The organism is Cupriavidus sp. H18C1, from assembly GCF_049311595.1.
Lineage (GTDB): Bacteria > Pseudomonadota > Gammaproteobacteria > Burkholderiales > Burkholderiaceae > Cupriavidus > Cupriavidus cauae.
This window is the reverse complement of sequence record NZ_CP186008.1, coordinates 3,428,020-3,447,676: the sequence shown is the minus strand read 5'-3', so window position 1 is coordinate 3,447,676 and position 19,657 is coordinate 3,428,020. Positions and strand designations below refer to the sequence as shown.

Sequence of the window (19,657 nt, the reverse complement as noted above, 5' to 3'; positions counted from 1 at the left end):
GCTGGCCGGCGCCCAGACCACACTCTAACCCGATGTGGCGTTGGCCGTGCGCGCGCCTGTCCGCGGACAATGGGCGCGCACCGCGCGCGCACCGGCGCGCGCGTCCGCTCAGGCCTGCAATCCGGCCAGCGGATGCGCCTCGGCGCGCCACGGACTGTCGAAGAAGGCGAGCACCTTGTTGCGCTCGACCTCGTCGAGCCGGGCCGGCCGCCACTTCGGCGCGTGGTCCTTGTCGATGGCCAGCGCGCGGATGCCCTCGACGCCGTCGCCGTAGCGGAACACGTCGTGCATCATGTCGAGCTCCATGCGCAGCTCGTCCTCGAGCGCCATGGTCCGCGCGCGGCGGATCTGCTCCAGCGTCACGCACAGCATCAGCGGCGAGCGGGTACGCAAGGCGGCGGCCGTCTGAGCGGACCAGTCGTCGCTGGCATCGCTGACGATGGCGACGATCTGCTGGACCGTGGCGGCACCAAACGCCGTGTCGATCGCCTCGCGCTGGCGCGCCAGCATGCTCGCGGCCGGATCGCAGGCGGCGCGATGCCCGGCGCTGCAGGCATCGATCGCGGCCAGCACTTCGTCGCCGCTGGCAAAGTTGCCGGCGCGCAGCGACGCCACCAGCTCGGCCAGCGCATTGCTGGGCACGAAGGCGTCGGCCAGCCCGGCGTACAGCGCATCCGCCGCGTGAATCACGTTGCCGGTCAGGCCCAGATACTCCCCTACGCTGCCCGGGGTGCGGGCCAGGAACCAGCCGCCGCCCACGTCGGGAAACAGGCCGATATTGGTCTCGGGCATCGCCATCTTGGTGCGCTCGGTCACCAGGCGCCGCCGCGCGCCCTGCGAGATGCCCATGCCGCCGCCCATCACCACGCCGTCCATCAGCGCGATATAGGGCTTCGGATAGCGGTGGATCTTGTGATTGAGCGCGTATTCCTCGACAAAGAACTGGTCCAGCGTCGGATCGCCGGCGAGCGCGGCCTGATGGAAGAAACGGATGTCGCCGCCCGCGCAGAAGGCCTTGCCGCCCGCACCGGCGACCACCACGGCGACGACGTCGGGATCGGCCGCCCACTGGTCCAGCGCCTGCGTCAAGGCGCGCACCATGTCGAGCGACAGGGCATTGAGGGCCTGGGGCCGGGTCAGCGTCAGATAGCCGACACCGCCGACGACTTCGGTTGCAACAAACTCGGTCATGTCTCCTGTTCCTGTGGTGACGAAATGCAGGCCGCCACTGTACACCAGCCATGCCGGCCCGCAGTCCGTAACGCCGGGAGGATACCGAGGTATGCCAGGGGACCCCGGGGATGTCTGGGGATGCCGGCCAATTCAGGCAAGACGGAAACGCGCCATCAGCCCGGTCAGCCGCTGCGCCTGATCCTCCAGTGAGGTCGCCGCGGCGGCCGCCTCTTCGACCAGCGCCGCATTCTGCTGGGTCATGCCGTCCATCTGCGTGACCGCCTGATTCACCTGCTCGATGCCCTGCGACTGCTCCATCGAGGCGGCGCTGATGCCGCCGACGATCGCGCTGACGCGGCGCACCGCGCCGACGATGTCCTCCATCGCGCGGCCGGCATCGGCGACGATATCGCTGCCGGTGCGGACGTTGCGCACCGATTCGTCGATCAGCCCGCGGATTTCCTTCGACGCGGTCGCGCATCGCTGCGCCAGATCGCGCACGTCGCCCGCCACCACCGCGAAGCCGCGGCCATGCTCGCCGGCACGCGCGGCCTCGACCGCGGCGTTCAGCGCGAGGATATTGGTCTGGAAGGCGATTTTCTCGATCACGTCGATGATGTCGACGATCCGGTTGGCGCTCGCGTCGATCGCCCGCATGGTGTCGACCACGCGCGTCACCGCTTCCCCGCCCCGCTCCGCCAGCCCGCTGGCATCGCCCGCCAGCGCATTCGCTTCGCGGGCATTGTCCGCGGTCTGCCGTACCGTGCCGGTCAGTTGCTCCATGCTCGAGGCGGTCTGCTCGAGCGAGGCGGCCTGCTCCTCGGTGCGCTGGGACAGATCGGCGTTGCCCAGCGCGATCTGCCGGCTGGCCGCAGCGATGGCATCGGCGCCGGTGCGCACCTCGTCGACCATGCCCGCCAGACTCGCCTCCATCCGGGCCAGCATGGCCAGCATGCGGCTGGTTTCGTTGCGGCAGGCTTCCCCCGGCCATGCCGCGACCGCTATCGCCAACGCGACGATCGTGCCGCCCGGGCGTATCGAGCACGCGCGCCGCACTCAGATCCCCCGCGCGCGATCCGCTCGAAACGCGCGATCGCGGTATCGAGCGGGCCGACGATCGAACCGCGCAGCCGCCACGCAAAAACGGTGCTGAACGCCAGGCCCAGCGCCAACAGCGCCAGCGACCACGCGCGCAGCTTCGCATAGCGCTGCTGCGACTCCTGATAGACGGCCTCGGCGGCGGCGGTCTGCAGTTTGTTCAGCTCGGCATTGGCCGACGTGAAGGCGATATCGAGCTTCGGAATGGTCTCGAGCACCATCGCCATCACGCGCTCGCGATCGCCGGCCTTCAGCGCGCCGATCATCGGCTCGACGCCCTGCTTATGCAGCGCCTCGCGGCGCGCCGACACCAGCTCGGCCGCGCGGTCCTCCTCCTTGCCGCGCGGCAGTGCCAGATAGGCCTTCCACGCGGCCTCGGAAGCCCGCGCAAAACCGGCCGCGGTTTCGGCACGCGCCAGAGCATCGGCCGGATCGGCGGCGAAGGTGGCCTGATCGAGCAGCACGCGCACCAGCAACTGGTTCGCGCGCGCCTCGGACAGATGCATCGCGGCGGCCAACTGATGCTGATAGATCTGCCGCGTCGCGTCGTTGCTGCGCGACATGCCGAGCCAGCCGAAGGCGCCGACGATCAGCAGGATCAAATTGGTAACGACAATGAGGCCCCACAATCTGGCGCCAATGGTGGTGTTGCGAAACATTCCAGCTCCCCGTTCTTATCGTGCGTTCGCGGCATGTTTGCCGCCCCGCTATCAACGGCGCGCCGGCGCGTTCCTTGACGGCATGGAAAGGAAAGACTGTGTATCCGGCGGATGTACGAATCGGGATGCGGGGATCGGATGCACGGATCGGATCGCCGATCGCCGCGGGCTTATCGAATCGAACGATGGGCCGTAGAATCGCCAGGTCCCACCGCCGGAGAGCCACCATGACCGTCAAGCGAGTCGTAACAAACATCGCCGCCCCGAACATCGAGGCAGCCCAGGCCTTCTATGGCGACGTGCTCGGCATGGAAGTCGTGATGGATCACGGCTGGATCCGCACCTATGCGACCGGGCAAAGCACCACGCCGCAGATCAGCATCGCGACCGAGGGCGGCTCCGGTACGCCGGTGCCGGACTTGTCGATCGAGGTCGACAACCTCGACGAGGTCCACACCAAGGCCCTGCAGGCGGGCTTTCGGATCGAATACGGCATCGCCGAGGAGCCCTGGGGCGTGCGGCGTTTTTTCGTGCGCGATCCGTTCGGCAGGCTGGTGAACATTCTCTGCCACCTCTGAGGACCGCGTCCTCCCCGCTACCGCACCCAAAAACGACAAGGGCCGAGTCCCGTTCACCACAGGACTCGGCCCCTCCCCCTTGCGGGCAGCGTATCGCTACGCTTACGCGCCTTCGCGCGACGCGCGCTTGCGCTCGTGTTCCTTCAGGAAGCGCTTGCGCAGGCGGATGCTCTTCGGCGTGATCTCGACCAGCTCGTCGTCGGCGATGAATTCCACCGCGTATTCGAGCGTCATCTGGATCGGCGGCACCAAGCGCACCGCTTCGTCGGTACCCGAGGCGCGCACGTTGGTCAGCTGCTTGCCCTTGATCGGGTTGACGACCAGGTCGTTGTCGCGGCTGTGGATGCCGATGATCATGCCTTCGTACAGCGGGTCGCCCGGCTTGACGAACATGCGGCCGCGATCCTGCAGCTTCCACAGCGCGTAGGCCACGGCCTCGCCGTCATCCTGCGAGATCAGCACGCCGTTGTGGCGCTCGCCCAGGCCGCCTTCGCGCACCGGCGCGTAGTCGTCGAAGATGTGCGAGATCAGGCCGGTGCCGCGCGTCAGCGTCAGGAACTCGCCCTGGAAGCCGATCAGGCCGCGGGCCGGGATGCGGTATTCCAGGCGGGTACGGCCCTTGCCGTCCGAGGCCATGTCGAGCAGTTCGCCCTTGCGGCGGCCCAGCTCTTCCATCACGGCGCCCTGGTGGCCGTCCTCGACGTCGACCGTCAGCAGCTCGTACGGCTCGTGCTTGACGCCGTCGATTTCCTTGAACACCACGCGCGGGCGCGACACGGCCAGCTCGTAGCCTTCACGGCGCATGTTTTCCAGCAGGATGGTCAGGTGCAGTTCGCCGCGGCCCGACACTTCGAACACCGTGTCGTCACCGGTCTCGGCCACGCGCAGCGCCACGTTGGACTTCAGTTCGCGGTCCAGGCGTTCGCGCAGCTGGCGGCTGGTGACGAACTTGCCTTCGCGGCCCGCCAGCGGCGAGGTGTTGACGCAGAAGTTCATCGTCAGCGTCGGCTCATCGACCTTCAGCATCGGCAGCGCGTCCTGCGCATCGGGCGCGCAGACGGTGCAGCCAATACCCAGTTCCTCGATACCGTTGATCAGCACGATGTCGCCGGCCTCGGCCTCGGGCACGATCTCGCGCTCCAGGCCGCGGAACTTCAGCACCTGGTTGATGCGGCCCTTGATCGGGTTGCCTTCGGGACCGAACTTGACCACCACGTCCTGCAGCGGACGGGCGCGGCCGCGCGAAATACGGCCGACGCCGATCTTGCCGACGTAGCTCGAGTAGTCCAGCGAGATGATCTGCAGCTGCAGCGGACCGTCGGGGTCGTCGTTACGGACCGGCACCTTGTCGAGCACGGTCTCGAACAGCGGCTTCATGTCGCCGTCGCGCACGTCCTCGGTCAGGCCGGCGTAGCCGTTCAGGCCCGAGGCGTAGATCACCGGGAAGTCGAGCTGCTCGTCGGTCGCGCCCAGCTTGTCGAACAGGTCGAAGGTCTGGTTAATGACCCAGTCCGGACGGGCGCCCGGGCGGTCGATCTTGTTGATCACGACGATCGGCTTCAGGCCCAGCGCCAGCGCCTTGCGCGTGACGAAGCGGGTCTGCGGCATCGGGCCTTCGACGGCGTCGACCAGCAGCAGCACGCCGTCGACCATCGACAGCACGCGCTCGACCTCGCCACCGAGGTCGGCGTGGCCCGGGGTGTCGACGATATTGATATGGGTGCCGTTGTACTCGACCGCACAGTTCTTCGCCAGGATGGTGATCCCGCGTTCTTTTTCCAGGTCGTTCGAGTCCATCACCCGCTCCGCAACCTGCTGGTTCTCACGGAAGGTGCCTGCCTGGCGCAGGAGTTGGTCCACCAGGGTGGTCTTGCCATGATCGACGTGGGCGATGATGGCGATATTGCGGATTGCGCGGGTCATTGCGGCTCTCGCTTGCAGCTGGGCATCAAAAATTCAACCCGCCATTCTAGCATGTTGCGACGCAAAACTGCGGGCGGCCGTTCGGTCTGTCTATCGCGTTGCTGCAGGGGCTTGCACCGCACTATTTCCAAATCCGAAATGACGAATTGACGTTCTTGCGGTTTTCTCAGCACCTGCATATATTTGCCACGACAAAGATTGCATAGGCAAATGATGAACGCCCCCCGGCACCGACGACACCTTCCCCTTCGATCCCGCCTCCTATCGGATCTGCGACAGCGTCGGCTATCTGATGGCGCGGGCCAAGGGCGAACTGTCGCGCGACGTCGAGCAGGAGGTCGGCGCGCTCGATATCACGCACGCCCAGGCCTCCTGCCTGGTGATGCTGGCGCACGGCCGCGCCCGTACGGTCACGGATCTGGGCCGGGAGCTGAACACCGACATGGGCTCGGTCACGCGCCTGATCAGCCGCATGGAGAAACGCGGCCTGGTCGAACGGCAGCGCAGCGACGCCGACCGGCGCATCGTCGATCTGTGCGTCACGCCGGCCGGCCACGCGCTGGTCGACCAGCTGCCCGCGATCTTCTGCCGGGTGCTGAACCGGCGCTTCCGGGGCTTCTCCGAGGCCGAAATCGCCCAGTTCCGCGACATGCTGCGGCGGGTGATCGCCAACAACACCGGATAGCTGCGCCCTCGCCCGCCGCCAGCCGGCCAGATTCGCCGCCGCGGTCCGTGCCATCGGCACCAGGCCGCCGCCTTCGCATTTCCGCATTTCGTTGTCGCCCCTGACATGAACCACCAATTTTCGATCTTCCGCCGCGCTCCGGCGCGGCATCCGGCCCGCCGTCTCGGCGCCTTCGCGCTGAGCGCGCTGGCGGCCGCCGCGCTGGCCGGCTGCGCCGCCTTCGGCAATTCCCACACCACCCAGGTCATGACCGAGCCCGCGCAGCTGGCCACCGCGCAGACGCTGCCCGGCCAGCATGGCCAATGGCCGTCGCAGGACTGGGTCGACCAGTTCGGCGATCCGCAGCTGCGCGCGCTGGTCGACGAGGCGGTGCAGAACAGCCCCAACCTGCAGGCTGCCCTCGCCCGGGTGCAGGCCTCGCGCGCGATGGCCGACGCCACGCGCAGCGCGCTGTATCCGCATCTAGATCTGGACGCCTCGCTGTCGCGCCAGCGCTTCTCCGAGACCGATCTGTACGAAGGCACGCCGCGCGCGGGCTCGTGGCAGAACCTGTCGCGGCTGCAGGCCGGCCTGTCCTACGACCTCGACTTCTGGGGCAAGAACCGCTCGGCGCTGGAAGCGGCGCTGTCCGACGACCGCGCCGCCGAAGCCGAAAGCCAGGCCTCGCGGCTGCTGCTGACCACCGCGGTGGCGCGCAACTACGCGCGGCTGGCCGCGCTGTTCGCGCAGCGCGATGTGGCCGAGCGCGCCATCGCGCAGCGCGGCGACCTGACCGAGCTGTCGCGGCAGCGCCTGTCGGCCGGGCTCGACACGCAGGTGGAAACCACCCAGGCCCGCGCGACGGTGGCGTCGGCCCGCACCGATCTGCAGCGCATCGACGAAGAGATCGCGCTGGCGCGCAACCAGATCGCCGCGCTGCTCGGCAAGGGTCCGGACCGGGGCCTGGCCATCCAGCGGCCGACGCTGCTGGCGCATGCCACGCCGACGCTGCCGGACAACCTGGCGATCGACCTGCTCGGCCGCCGGCCCGATCTGGTGGCGGCGCGCTGGCGCGTCGAGGCCTCGTCGAAGGACATCGACGTCGCGCGCGCGGAGTTCCTGCCCAATGTCACGCTGAGCGCCTTCGCGGGCCTGGCCTCGCTCGATCCGTCCAACCTGCTGCTCGGCATCAGCCGCCAGTTCGGCTTCGGCCCGGCGGTGCGCCTGCCGATCTTCGAGGGCGGACGGCTGCGCGCGAACCTGAAGGGCAAGCACGCGCAATACGACCTGGCGGTGGCCAACTACAACCAGACGCTGGTCGATGCGCTGCGCGAGACGGCCGATACGGTGACCAGCATCCGCAGCGTCGATCAGCAGATCCAGACGCAACGCGAGGCGCTGGACCTGGCCGAGCATGCCTACGCGCTGGCGACCACGCGCTACAAGGCGGGCCTGGGCACGCAGCTGACCGTGCTGAACGCCGAGAGCAACGTGCTGCAGCAGCGCCGCCTGGCGACCGATCTGCAGGCGCGGCGGCTGGATCTGCAGATGGCGCTGGTCAAGGCGCTGGGTGGCGGTTATCAGCAGCCCGGCGAGCGCAGCGATCCGCAGCCGGCACAGGCGGCGACGCCGGCAACGACCACGGCGACGCCCACGTCCACATCCACCATTAGGCCGAGCCGCGGGGCGGCGCACGGCTGACGCGCCCGACCACCCGCCACACGACAGCGAAGAACGACGACAACGTCCGAACCGTTCAAGCGACCGACATCAAGCGACCGACATCATGAGCGACCAACAACAGAATCAGAACGCGGCCACCCGCACGCAACCCTCCGACAACAACAACGGCAAGCGCAAGCGCCTGCTGCTGTCGCTGACCGCCGCCGTGGTGGTCGCGGGCCTGGCCTACGGCGGCTACTGGGCCCTGTATGCCCGGCATTTCGAAAGCACCGACGACGCCTACGTGGCGGGCAACGTGGTCCAGGTGACCCCGCTGGTGCCGGGCACGGTGGTGGCCATCGGCGCCGACGACACGCAGCTGGTCAATGCCGGCCAGCCGCTGATCCAGCTCGACCGCGCCGACAGCGAGGTCGCCCTCGCCCAGGCCGAGGCGCAGCTGGCGCAGGCGGTGCGCGAGGTGCGTACGCTGTACGTCAACAACGGCTCGCTGGCGGCCAACGTGGCGCTGCGCCAGGCCGATGTCGCACGGGCCCGCGAAGACCTGAAGCGCCGCCAGGCCATCGCCGGCTCGGGCGCGGTTTCCTCCGAAGAACTGGCGCATGCGCGCACCACGCTGCAGGCCGCCGAATCGGCGCTGCAGGCCGCGCGCGAGCAGCTCGCGTCGAACAAGGCGCTGACCGACCAGACCACCGTCGAGAAGCACCCCAACGTGCAGCGCGCTGCCGCCAACGTGCGCGCCGCCTACCTGAACTACGCGCGCTCGCAGCTGCCGGCGCCGGTGACCGGCTATGTCGCCAAGCGCTCGGTGCAGGTCGGCCAGCGCGTGGCCGCCGGCGCGCCGCTGATGGCGGTGGTGCCGCTCGACCAGGTCTGGGTCGACGCCAACTTCAAGGAGGTCCAGATCACGCATATGCGGATCGGCCAGCCGGTCACGCTGCATGCGGACGTCTACGGGACGGACGTCGAATACCACGGCAAGGTGGCCGGCTTCTCGGCCGGCACGGGCTCGGCGTTCTCGCTGCTGCCGGCGCAGAACGCCACCGGCAACTGGATCAAGGTCGTGCAGCGCCTGCCGGTGCGCATCGCGCTCGATCCGCAGCAGCTGAAGGACCATCCGCTGCGCATCGGCCTGTCGATGAACGTCACCGTCGACGTGCGCAAGACCGAAGGCGCGGCGATGACGACCACCACCGCCGGCGAGCCGATGCAGACCGACGTCTATGACAAGGTCGGCCACGACGCCGATGCGCTGATCGCGCGCATCATCGCGACCAACAGCGGCCGCCAGGGCGCCGAGCCGGCGGCGCCGGCATCGGCGGCACGCGCGTCGACCGCCCGCGCCGCGACCGCAAGTTCCACGGCTAACGCCAAAGCGACCACGCACGCCTGATCATGGCCGATACCCTGACCGCCCGCGAGGGCGTCGAACCCACGCCCCCGGCGGCCCCTGCTGCGCCTGCGCGCCCCGCGCACCAGGAACCGCTGTCGGGCGCCAAGCTGATCGTCGGCACGATCGCGCTGTCGCTGGCCACGTTCATGAACGTGCTCGACTCGTCGATCGCCAACGTATCGATTCCCGCGATCTCCGGCGACCTCGGCGTGTCGCCGAACCAGGGCACCTGGGTCATCACCTCGTTCGCGGTCGCCAACGCGATCTCGGTGCCGCTGACCGGCTGGCTGACCACGCGCTTCGGCGCGGTGCGGCTGTTCGTCACGTCGATCCTGCTGTTCGTGCTGTCGTCGTGGCTGTGCGGCGTGGCGCCGAACCTTGAGGTGCTGCTGGCCGCGCGGATCCTGCAGGGCGCGGTGGCCGGGCCGATGATCCCGCTGTCGCAGTCGCTGCTGCTGTCGAGCTATCCGCCGCACAAGAGCACGATGGCGCTGGCGCTATGGGGCATGACCACGCTGGTCGCGCCGATCATGGGCCCGCTGCTGGGCGGCTGGATCTCGGACAACATGACGTGGCCGTGGATCTTCTACATCAACATCCCGGTGGGCATCCTGGCGGCGTACGCGACCTGGGCGATCTATCGCGATCGAGAAACGCCGACGCGCGTGCTGCCGATCGACACCATCGGCCTGGCGCTGCTGGTGATCTGGGTCGGCTCGATGCAGCTGATGCTGGACAAGGGCAAGGAGCTCGACTGGTTCCATTCGACCGAGATCGTCACGCTGACGGTGGTCGCGGTGGTCGGCTTCCTGTTCTTCCTGGCGTGGGAGCGCTACGAGAAGCATCCGATCGTCGATATCAGCCTGTTCAACGGCCGCAACTTCAGCGCGGGCGTGGTGGCGATCTCGGTCGCCTACGGGCTGTTCTTCGGCAACCTGGTGATCCTGCCGCTGTGGCTGCAGACGATTGTTGGCTATACGGCGACCGATGCCGGCATCGTGATGGCGCCGGTGGGCATCTTCGCGATCCTGCTGTCGCCCGTCATCGGACGCAATCTGCCGAAGATGGACCCGCGCTGGGTCGCCACCGCGGCGTTCATCACATTCGGCATCGTCAGCCTGATGCGTTCGCGGTTCACGATCGACGTGGACACCACCACGCTGATGATCCCGACGCTGATCCAGGGCGCGGCAATGGCGATGTTCTTCATCCCGCTGACGTCGATCATCCTGTCGGGGCAACCGCCCGACAAGATTCCGGCGGCCTCGGGGCTGTCGAACTTCGTGCGGATCACGTTCGGCGCCATCGGCGCGTCGGTGTCGACCACGGTGTGGGAGAACCGCTCGGCGATGCACCATGCGCATCTGGTGGAGCAGGTCAATCCCTACAACCCGATCTACAACGCGCAGATCGAACACCTGATGCAGCAGGGCATGAGCCATATGCAGGCGGTCGGCGTGATCGAGCGCACCATCTCGCAGCAGGCGTCGATGCTGGGCGCCAATGATATCTTCTGGATCTCGGGGGTGATGTTCTTCGGGCTGATCGTGTTCGTCTGGCTGACGAAGCCCAAGGGCGGTGGCGGCGGGTCGGCGGATGCGATGGGGGCGCATTGAGGGCGCACTGAAGGCGCATTGATGAGGCGTTGATCGGGCGCTCAGGCTCGGCAGAATGGCGACCGCTGCATGCCCTCTCCCCCGCCCTTCTCCCGCCCCCTCTCCCGCATGCGGGAGAGGGCAGCAAACCTGCTGCGTCCCCTGCTCTCCAGGTGTTCTCCCTCTCCCGCGCGCGGGAGAGGGTCGGGGAGAGGGAATCCCGGGCGGCCGTCAGTCGGGCGCGTTCAACCGCACCAACCGCTCCGGCCGCAGCGCGCCTTCGCGCCATCTTGCCACGCCGAGCAGCCGCGGCGGCTCGCCGCCATAGACGCGCGCCAGCGCGTCTTCACGCAATCCCGCGCCTCTGAATACCTGTGCAGGCAGATCGCGCCCTGCAAGGCGTTGTCCCTGCAGGAAGCGCTGCGTCGCCGCGGCGTCGAGCGTCACCGGGGCGCAGCGCTGCAGCAGCGCGTCCACCGGCGCCAGCAGGGCCGGCCGCGCCGCGTCGTCCTGCTCGCCGAGCTGCTCCAGCGTGACCGCGCCGTCCAGCGTCAGATCGCCGACCGCGGTGCGCCGCAGCGCGGTCAGATGCGCGCCACAGCCGAGCGCCTCGCCGATGTCCTCGGCCAGCGTCCGGATGTACGTCCCCTTGCTGCAGGTCACGCGCATCGCGAACACGGGCGCGCCCGGCAGCGCGCAGCTCAACAAGGCGATCTCGTGGATCGTCACGCTGCGCGCCGCGCGCTCCACCGTCTGGCCCGCGCGCGCGTATTCGTACAGCGGCCGGCCATCCTTCTTCAGCGCCGAATGCATCGGCGGCACCTGCTCGATCGCCCCGACAAAACGCGCCAGCGCCTGGTTCAGCGCCGCGGCATCGCAGCGCACCGGACGTTCGGCGATCACCTCGCCTTCCGCATCGCCGGTCGACGTACGCTGCCCCAGCCGCACCGTCGCCTCATAGGTCTTGTCCGCGTCGAGCAGATCCTGCGAGAACTTGGTCGCCTCCCCGAAGCACAGCGGCAGCAGCCCGGTCGCCAGCGGATCGAGCGTGCCGGTATGGCCGGCCTTGTTGGCGCGCAGCAGCCGCCTGGCGCGGATCAGTGCGTCGTTCGACGACAGCCCGAGCGGCTTGTCGAGCAGTAGCACACCATGCACGTCGCGGCGCGGCAGCCGGGGCGGACGTGGAGCGTTGGAATCGGTCATGGGGAATGAAACGGCGGGGGAGCAGCGGAAGCGGTGGCGGGAGCGGTAACGATAGCGGCAATGCGCTTGCCATCTCGGCATGCCACCCGGCCGCGCGGCTCAGGAGAAGGCGACGACGCAGGACGCGCCGGCGCCGCGGACTTACTCGTCCTTGGCGCGCGTGGCGTTGGCCTGGTCGATCAGCTTGGACATCTCGATCGCATGTTCGACCGAGGTATCGTGCACGAAGCGCAGCGTCGGCACGGTATGGATATGCAGCCGCTTGAACAGCAGCGAATGCAGGTAGCCGGCCTTCTCGTTGAGGATCGCCTCGGCATCGGCCGGTTCGGCGCCCAGCACCGTGAAGTGGACCTTGGCGTGCGCGTAGTCGGGCGTCAGCGCCACCGACTGCAGCGTCACCAGGCCCAGGCGCGGGTCGCGCAGTTCGCGCTGGATCATCTCGGCCAGATCCTTCTGGATCTGATCGGACAGGCGCAGGTTACGGGAAGAGATATTGCCTTTTTTGGCCATGCGATACGACTTTGCCAGCGGCGTCGCCAGCGAAGGCGATGGGTCCGACGGCGTGGATGGGCCGGCGGCGGCAAACCGGTGAAGGTTCGCCGCCGCGGCGCGCCGCCTTACAGCGTGCGCGCGACCTCGGTGATTTCATACACTTCGAGCTGGTCGCCTTCCTGAACGTCGTTGAAGTTCTTGATCGACAGACCGCACTCGAAGCCCTGCTTGACTTCCTTGACATCGTCCTTGAAGCGCTTGAGCGAATCGAGCTCGCCCGAGAACACCACGACGTTGTTGCGCAGCACGCGCACGAAGGCGCCACGCTTGACCAGACCGTCGGTGACCATACAGCCGGCCACCGCGCCGATCTTCGGCACGCGGAACACCTGGCGCACCTCGACCTGGCCGATCGTCACTTCGCGCTTCTCCGGCGCCAGCATGCCCGACATGGCCGCCTTGATCTCGTCTACCGCATCGTAAATGATGTTGTAGTAGCGGATGTCGATGCCGTTGTTCTCGGCCAGCTTGCGCGCACCGGCGTCGGCACGCACGTTGAAGCCGATGATGACCGCCTTCGAGGCCGTGGCCAGGTTGACGTCGGACTCGGTGATGCCGCCCACCGCGCCGTGCACGATCTGCACGCGCACTTCGTCGGTCGACAGCTTCTGCAGCGACTGCACCAGCGCTTCCTGCGAACCCTGCACGTCGGCCTTGACGATCAGCGGCAGCGTCTGCACTTCGCCTTCCGTCATCTGCTCCAGCATGGTCTCGAGCTTGGCCGCCTGCTGCTTGGCCAGCTTGACGTCGCGGAACTTGCCCTGGCGGAACAGCGCGATTTCGCGCGCCTTGCGCTCGTCGGGCAGCACCAGCACTTCCTCGCCGGCAGCCGGAACCTCGGACAGACCCTGGATCTCGACCGGAATCGAAGGACCGGCTTCCTTGGTCGGCTTGCCGTTCTCGTCGAGCATCGCACGGACGCGGCCGTAGGCGCTGCCCGCCAGCACGACGTCGCCGCGCTTGAGCGTGCCGCTGCTGACCAGCACGGTCGCCACCGGGCCCTTGCCCTTGTCCAGCTGCGCTTCGACGACCAGGCCCTTGGCCGGCGCGTCCACCGGTGCCTTCAGCTCCAGGATTTCGGCCTGCAGCGAGACCTGTTCCAGCAGCTCTTCGACGCCCTGGCCGGTCTTGGCCGACACCGGCACGAACGGCGAATCGCCGCCGTACTCTTCCGGCACGACCTGCTCGGCCACCAGTTCCTGCTTGACGCGGTCCGGGTTGGCTTCGGGCTTGTCGACCTTGTTGATCGCCACGACGATCGGCACGCCGGCCGCCTTGGCGTGGGCGATCGCCTCCTTGGTCTGCGGCATCACGCCGTCATCGGCGGCCACCACCAGGATCACGATATCGGTCGCCTTGGCACCGCGTGCACGCATCGCCGTGAAGGCCTCGTGGCCCGGCGTATCGAGGAAGGTGATCACGCCGCGATCGGTTTCCACATGGTAGGCACCGATATGCTGCGTAATACCGCCCGCTTCGCCGGCCGCGACCTTGGTGCGGCGGATGTAGTCCAGCAGCGAGGTCTTGCCGTGGTCGACGTGACCCATCACGGTGACAACCGGCGGACGCGGCAGCTGCTCGGCGTCCGACTGGTCCTCGCCGCCTTCGATCAGCAGCGCTTCCGGATCGTCCAGCTTGGCCGCCAGCGCCTTGTGGCCCATTTCCTCGACCACGATCATCGCGGTCTCCTGGTCCAGCACCTGGTTGATGGTCACCATCTGGCCGAGCTTCATCATCTGCTTGATGACCTCGGAGGCCTTGACGGCCATCTTGTGGGCCAGGTCCGCGACCGAGATGGTCTCGGGCACATGGACCTCGCGCACCACCGGCTCCATCGGGGCCTGGAAGCCGCTGCGATCGTCCTGCTGATGCTTGCCGCCACGGCCGCGCGGACCGCCGCGCCAGCCGCCGACGCCGCCCGACGAATCGCCGCGGGTCTTCAGGCCACCGCCCTTCTTGCGCGAACCCTCGTCCTGCCAGGTCGACGAGCCCTTGACCACCTTGCCGGTCTTCTTGTCGACCGTCGTGGTAGCCACCGCGGGCTTCTTCTCGTCCTTCTTGGCCTCGACCGTGCCGGCCGGCTTGACCGGCTTGTGCAGCGTGCCGCTCTGCTCGGCCTTCTTTTCCTCGGCCTTGCGCTCGGACGGTGCCTTCAGCACGCGCGCCGGCGCATTGAGCATCTGCTGAATCGCGCGGGCCTCGGCCTCGGCGGCCTCGCGGCGCTTGCGGGCCGCATCCTGCTCGGCGCGCACCTTGTCGGCGGCGGCCTTCGCATCGTCGGCGGCCTTCTGCGCGGCGGCACGCTCGGCCGCCAGACGCGTCTTGTCGTCCTCGGCCTTCTTGCGGTCCGAATCCTCGTTGGCCTCGCTCGCGGCACGCGTTGCCGCGGCCTCTTCCTCGGCCTTGCGGGCGGCCAGCTCGGCCTGGCGGCGCTCTTCCGCCTCCAGTGCTTCCTGGCGTGCGCGGCGCTCGGCTTCCTCGCGTTCGGCCGCCTCCTGGCGGGCCTTCAGCTCGGCTTCCTGGCGCGCCAGCAATTCGGCCTGGCGGCGTTCCTCTTCGGCGCGGCGCGCCAGCTCGGCCTGGTCGACCACCGGCTCGGACACTTCCTGGCCGTCGGCCGCGCCATCGGCGGGCGATTCGTCGCGCTTGATCAGCACGCGCTTCTTGCGCACCTCGACCTGCACCGTGCGCGTCTTCCCGGTCGCATCCGCCTGGCGGATCTCCGAGGTTTCGCGCTTGGTCAGCGTGATCTTCTTGCGCGAGCCGTCGTCGGCCTGACCGTGCGAACGCTTCAGGTAGTCCAGCAACCTGGCCTTGTCGGTCTCGGTGATCACGTCCTCAGGCTTGGACTTGCCCACCCCAGCTGCCTGCAATTGTTCCAGCAGGGCAGCTGCGCTGCGACTCAGTTCTGCGGCCAGTTGGGCAACTGTTGTGCTTGCCATTCAAACCCTTTCAATGCTCGGTTTCTACGTCGGGACAGTCTTGTGCGGAAAGCGCGCTCTATGCGAACGTGTCCCTCAGTTGAACCAGTGTTCCCGTGCTTTCATGATCAGCGCTTTGGCTTCTTCTTCGCTGACCCCGGTCATCTCGACCAGTTCGTCGACCGCCAGTTCGGCAAGGTCGTCACGCGTGTGGATATCGCCCTCGGCGAGCTTGCCGATCAGCTCCGGCGTCAGGCCGTCCAGCGAGCGCAGATCCTGCGACACCGACTCGACCTTCTCCTCGCGGGCCAGCTCCATCGTCAGCAGCGCATCGCGGGCGCGATTGCGCAGCTCGTTGACGGTGTCCTCGTCGAAGGCTTCGATCTCCATCATCTCGCTGATCGGCACGTAGGCGACTTCCTCGAGCGAGGAGAAGCCTTCCTCGATCAGGATGTCGGCCACTTCCTGGTCCACGTCCAGCTTGGACATGAACAGGCGCCGCACCACTTCGCTTTCCTCGGCCTGCTTCTGCGCCGATTCTTCCTGCGTCATGATGTTGATCTGCCAGCCGGTCAGTTCGGACGCCAGGCGCACGTTCTGTCCGCTGCGGCCGATCGCGACGGCGAGGTTTTCCTCGTCGACCACGACATCCATGCTGTGCTTCTCTTCATCGACGACGATCGACTGCACTTGCGCTGGCGCCAGCGCGCCGATCACGAACTGCGCCGGGTCTTCCGACCACAGCACGATGTCGACCGCTTCGCCGCCGATCTCGTTGCGCACCGCGGTGACGCGGGTACCGCGCACGCCGACGCAGGTGCCGATCGGATCGATGCGCTTGTCGTGCGCCACCACCGCGATCTTCGCGCGCACGCCCGGGTCGCGGGCGGCCGCCTTGATCTCCAGCAGACCCTGTTCCATCTCGGGCACTTCGTTCTCGAAGAGCTTGATCAGGAACTGCGGCGAGGTGCGCGACAGCTCGATCTGCGGGCCACGCGCGGTGCGGTCCACATTCAGGATATACGCTCGAACGCGGTCGCCGGTACGCAGATTTTCCTTCGGAATGATCTGGTCGCGGCCGAGCAACGCCTCGACGCGGCCGGACTCGACGATCAGGCCCTTCTTGTCGGCGCGCTTGACCGTGCCGGTCATGATCTTCTCGCCGCGTTCCAGGTAATCGTTCAGGATCTGCTCGCGCTCGGCGTCGCGGATCTTCTGCAGGATCACCTGCTTGGCGGCCTGCGCGCCGATGCGGCCGAACTCGACCGACTCGATCTGTTCCTCGACGAAATCGCCGAGTTCCATATTGGGGTCCTGCTCGCGGGCTTCAAACAGCAGAATCTGCTTGTCCGGCTCCTGCAGGCCCTGCTCGTCGGGCACCACCAGCCAGCGGCGGAAAGTCTCGTGCTCGCCGGATTCCCGATCGATGTGCACACGGATATCGACGTCTTCCTCGAAACGCTTCTTGGTGGCCGAAGCGAGAGCCGCTTCGAGCGCACCGAATACCACATCCTTGTCGACGTTCTTCTCGCGCGCAAGCGCATCGACGAAGCAACAGAACTTCGCGGCTCATTGCTTGTTCCCTTTTCTCTGATTTCCTTTGAAGTCGATTACCGGCACCAGGCGCGCCTTGTCGACATCGGATACGGTAAATTCCAGCAGCGCGGGGCCATCCTTGCCCTCGAATTCCAGGCCGATCTTCTCGGCGCCGGGCTCCCCCGGTGGGCGGCTGCAGGATGCCGACGAAGTTCTTGCGGCCGTCGATCGGCAGGCGCAGCGTCACGCGCGCCTCCTCGCCGGCAAAGCGAACATAGTCGGCCAGTTTTTTCAGCGGACGATCCAGTCCCGGAGAGGAGACCTCGAGCCGTTCGTAATCGACGTTCTCGACGGTCAGCACGTGGGTCAGCTGGCGGCTGACCTTCTCGCAATCCTCGATGGCAATGCCGGTGTCAGGTTGATCGATATAGACGCGCAGCAACCCGCCTGGGGCGCGTTCAAGTTCGACCAGCTCATACCCCATGCCGGTCAGCGTGGTTTCGATCAAATCTGCCAGATGCACTGTCGTTCCGAAAAATGGCCATCAAACTACCGGGCAAGGCCGCGGCGAATGGCCGGCTGCCTGCCGTCATCTCCGGCGGAGCCCCACATCGCGATTTTCCGCGTGTTCGGACGATCGGACGAACCAAAAAAAATGGGCGGAACGCCCATCATTCGCCCATCCCCTTGGAGGATGACTTTTTGAATAGACTCGCATTATACGCGCTAGGGCCACAAAGGCAAAGCCGAGCGAAGGGGGCACGAATTGTGCCCGCCTTCGCCCGGCGCTGCCTCGCGGCCGGGCGCGCGTGCGCCTCAGCGCTTGCCGCCGCGCGGGCGTCCGCGCCCGGGGCCGCTCGGCTTTCCAGCCTTGGGGATCACATTGCCATTGGGCTCGCCGCCGCGCCGCTGCGCACGTCCCTGGCCCTGACCGCCCTGCCCCTGCGCGCCGCGCGCGCCGCCACGCGGACCGCCGCGGCCACCGCCGGCTGGACCGCGCATGCCCGGCTGCTGCGGCATGCTGACGCCGGCCGCGAACCTGCCGGTATGCGAGGTCAGCAGCGTCGGCGCGGTGATATAGCCCATCGAGGTCTGCATCGGATCGGGCTGGCCGCGATTGGCGCCGCCGCGGCCACCTTCCTTGTTGAAGCGCGGCAGGCCGTCCATGCCGGTCGGCATCGGCTTGCCCTCGATCGCGGCCTGCTCGCGCTGCTTGCGGCCGCCGACCTTGGTCGCACCCTTCGGCGCGCCAGCCTGCTTGGCCGGCGCCTTCAGGCCGATCGCGGCCATCATCGCGCGCACCTCCTCGGGCTCGAGCTCCTGCCAGCGGCCGCGCTTGAGGCCGCGCGGCAGCAGGAACTGGCCATAACGCGTGCGGATCAGCCGCGACACGGTCAGGCCGACCGCCTCGAACATGCGGCGCACCTCGCGGTTGCGGCCCTCGGTCAGCGCCACGTGATACCAGTGGTTGACCCCCCTCGCCGCCGCCGTCGACGATGCGCAGGAAGTTGGCCTGGCCATCGTCGAGCTGGATGCCGTGCAGCAGGCGCTGGCGATCCGCCTCGGCCAGCTCGCCCAGCGTGCGCACCGCGTATTCGCGCTCGACGCCGTAGCGCGGATGCATGAAGCGGTTGGCGATATCGCCGGACGTCGTGAAGATCAGCAGGCCTTCGGTGTTGAAGTCCAGCCGGCCCACGGCCACCCATTTGGCGGTCTTCAGGCGCGGCAGGCTGTCGAACACGGTCGGGCGGCCTTCCGGATCCGACTGGCTGACGATCTCGCCCGACGGCTTGTGATACAGCAGCACGCGCGGCGGCTTGCTGGTCACGCGGCGGTGGATCAGCTTGCCATTGACGCGGACCTGGTCGGTCGGCAGGATCCGTTGCCCGATATGCGCGGGCAGGCCGTTGACGGACACGCGGCCCTGCAGGATCAGTTCTTCCATTTCACGGCGCGAACCGAGACCGCCCTCGGCCAGCACCTTGTGCAGCTTGGGCGCATCGTCCTCGGCGGACAGCTCGCGCACCGGCTTGGCCTTGCGCGCCGCACCGGCGGCACCGCCGTCGGCGTCGTACTGGCCCGAAATCACGAAGCGGAACAGGTCCTCGGCCGCGGCGCTCTTGTCGCCCTTCGCGGCCGGCCTGGCGCCGCCCTTGTCGGCGGTCGGCGCGGCGGCCTTGCCGGCGCCCTTGGCGGGCCGGGCCGCGTTCTTGCCGCCCTTGCGCTTGCCGCCCGGACGCGGCTGGCCGTTGTTGCCGGCCTCGCCTTCGGGCCGTGCGCCTTCGGCTCTGGCGCCGGCTTGGTGGCCGACGTTCTGGCTCGCATTCTGGCCGGCACCCTGACCGGCATTGCCGCGGCCGCGGCGCTTGCCGGCGTTCTCGCGCGGCTGCTCGCCTTCGGCGGGCTTGGCGCGCCGGCCCCGTCCGCCTCGCGATCCGGGCGCGGGGGCCGCCGCGGCGCCGCCGGTGCCGCCTTCTGGCTGCACCGCCGCGCCGGCATCGCCGGCTGCGGGCTCGGCGGCATCGCGGTCCTGCGCCGACTGGCGGCGCGAGGCCACCAGATTGCGCAGGCCGCGGCGCAGGCCCTTGCGGCGCGGCGCGGCGCCCTCGGCAGGCGTCTCAGCCTCGCGCACGTCTTGATCGATAGAGTCGGACAAAGTATTCACACTCGCTTGTTGCATCT

General features: G+C 68.0%; 10 protein-coding genes and 4 pseudogenes. 5 read left to right on the top strand and 9 right to left on the bottom strand.

The genetic code is table 11. The features are described from left to right. Positions 1–108 precede the first annotated feature (108 nt). A complete protein-coding gene (locus tag OJJOAM_RS15785; protein WP_422648486.1) occupies positions 109–1,191 on the bottom strand; it encodes an enoyl-CoA hydratase/isomerase family protein in 1,083 nt (360 codons plus the stop codon). Positions 1,192–1,323: 132 nt separating this feature from the next. Continuing rightward, positions 1,324–2,930, bottom strand: a pseudogene (locus OJJOAM_RS15780) (methyl-accepting chemotaxis protein). A 227-nt stretch (positions 2,931–3,157) separates the two neighbouring features. Here OJJOAM_RS15780 and OJJOAM_RS15775 point away from each other — a divergent pair. Continuing rightward, a complete protein-coding gene (locus OJJOAM_RS15775; protein ID WP_422648485.1) occupies positions 3,158–3,508 on the top strand; it encodes a VOC family protein in 351 nt (116 codons plus the stop codon). Between the two features lie 102 nt (positions 3,509–3,610). Here OJJOAM_RS15775 and typA read toward each other — a convergent pair whose 3' ends face one another. Beyond that, entirely contained in the window at positions 3,611–5,431 is a 1,821-nt protein-coding gene (gene typA, locus OJJOAM_RS15770; protein ID WP_422648484.1) for a translational GTPase TypA, read from the bottom strand. Positions 5,432–5,699: 268 nt separating this feature from the next. Here typA and OJJOAM_RS15765 point away from each other — a divergent pair, with 268 nt between their 5' ends. The 4 genes from OJJOAM_RS15765 (at position 5,700) to OJJOAM_RS15750 (ending at position 10,784) form a co-directional block, all read left to right on the top strand. Further along, positions 5,700–6,116: a MarR family winged helix-turn-helix transcriptional regulator gene (locus tag OJJOAM_RS15765; RefSeq protein WP_422649621.1), complete on the top strand. Its 417-nt coding sequence runs from the start codon at positions 5,700–5,702 to the stop codon at positions 6,114–6,116. Between the two features lie 105 nt (positions 6,117–6,221). Next, on the top strand, positions 6,222–7,796 hold the full coding sequence (locus OJJOAM_RS15760) for an AdeC/AdeK/OprM family multidrug efflux complex outer membrane factor (RefSeq protein WP_422648483.1): 1,575 nt from the start codon (positions 6,222–6,224) through the stop codon (positions 7,794–7,796). A gap of 85 nt (positions 7,797–7,881) precedes the next feature. Next, positions 7,882–9,168, top strand: coding sequence for an HlyD family efflux transporter periplasmic adaptor subunit (locus OJJOAM_RS15755; RefSeq protein ID WP_422648482.1), 1,287 nt, complete (start codon positions 7,882–7,884; stop codon positions 9,166–9,168). A gap of 2 nt (positions 9,169–9,170) precedes the next feature. Beyond that, entirely contained in the window at positions 9,171–10,784 is a 1,614-nt protein-coding gene (locus tag OJJOAM_RS15750; protein WP_422648481.1) for a DHA2 family efflux MFS transporter permease subunit, read from the top strand. Positions 10,785–10,994: 210 nt separating this feature from the next. Here OJJOAM_RS15750 and truB read toward each other — a convergent pair whose 3' ends face one another. From truB to rluB, 6 genes and pseudogenes are all read right to left on the bottom strand, one after another. Continuing rightward, the gene (truB, locus tag OJJOAM_RS15745) at positions 10,995–11,966 is read right to left on the bottom strand and encodes a tRNA pseudouridine(55) synthase TruB (RefSeq protein WP_422648480.1); all 972 of its coding nucleotides are present in this window, start codon (positions 11,964–11,966) and stop codon (positions 10,995–10,997) included. A 141-nt stretch (positions 11,967–12,107) separates the two neighbouring features. Continuing rightward, on the bottom strand, positions 12,108–12,476 hold the full coding sequence (gene rbfA, locus OJJOAM_RS15740; protein WP_149319110.1) for a 30S ribosome-binding factor RbfA: 369 nt from the start codon (positions 12,474–12,476) through the stop codon (positions 12,108–12,110). Between the two features lie 107 nt (positions 12,477–12,583). Beyond that, entirely contained in the window at positions 12,584–15,460 is a 2,877-nt protein-coding gene (gene infB / locus OJJOAM_RS15735; RefSeq protein ID WP_422648479.1) for a translation initiation factor IF-2, read from the bottom strand. A 75-nt stretch (positions 15,461–15,535) separates the two neighbouring features. Further along, positions 15,536–17,012 (bottom strand): annotated as a pseudogene (gene nusA, locus OJJOAM_RS15730) (transcription termination factor NusA). Next, positions 17,009–17,498: pseudogene (gene rimP, locus OJJOAM_RS15725) on the bottom strand (ribosome maturation factor RimP). Before rimP ends, nusA begins: the two co-directional pseudogenes overlap by 4 nt. A 293-nt stretch (positions 17,499–17,791) precedes the next feature. Next, a pseudogene (gene rluB, locus OJJOAM_RS15720) lies at positions 17,792–19,655 on the bottom strand (23S rRNA pseudouridine(2605) synthase RluB). Positions 19,656–19,657: the final 2 nt, after the last annotated feature.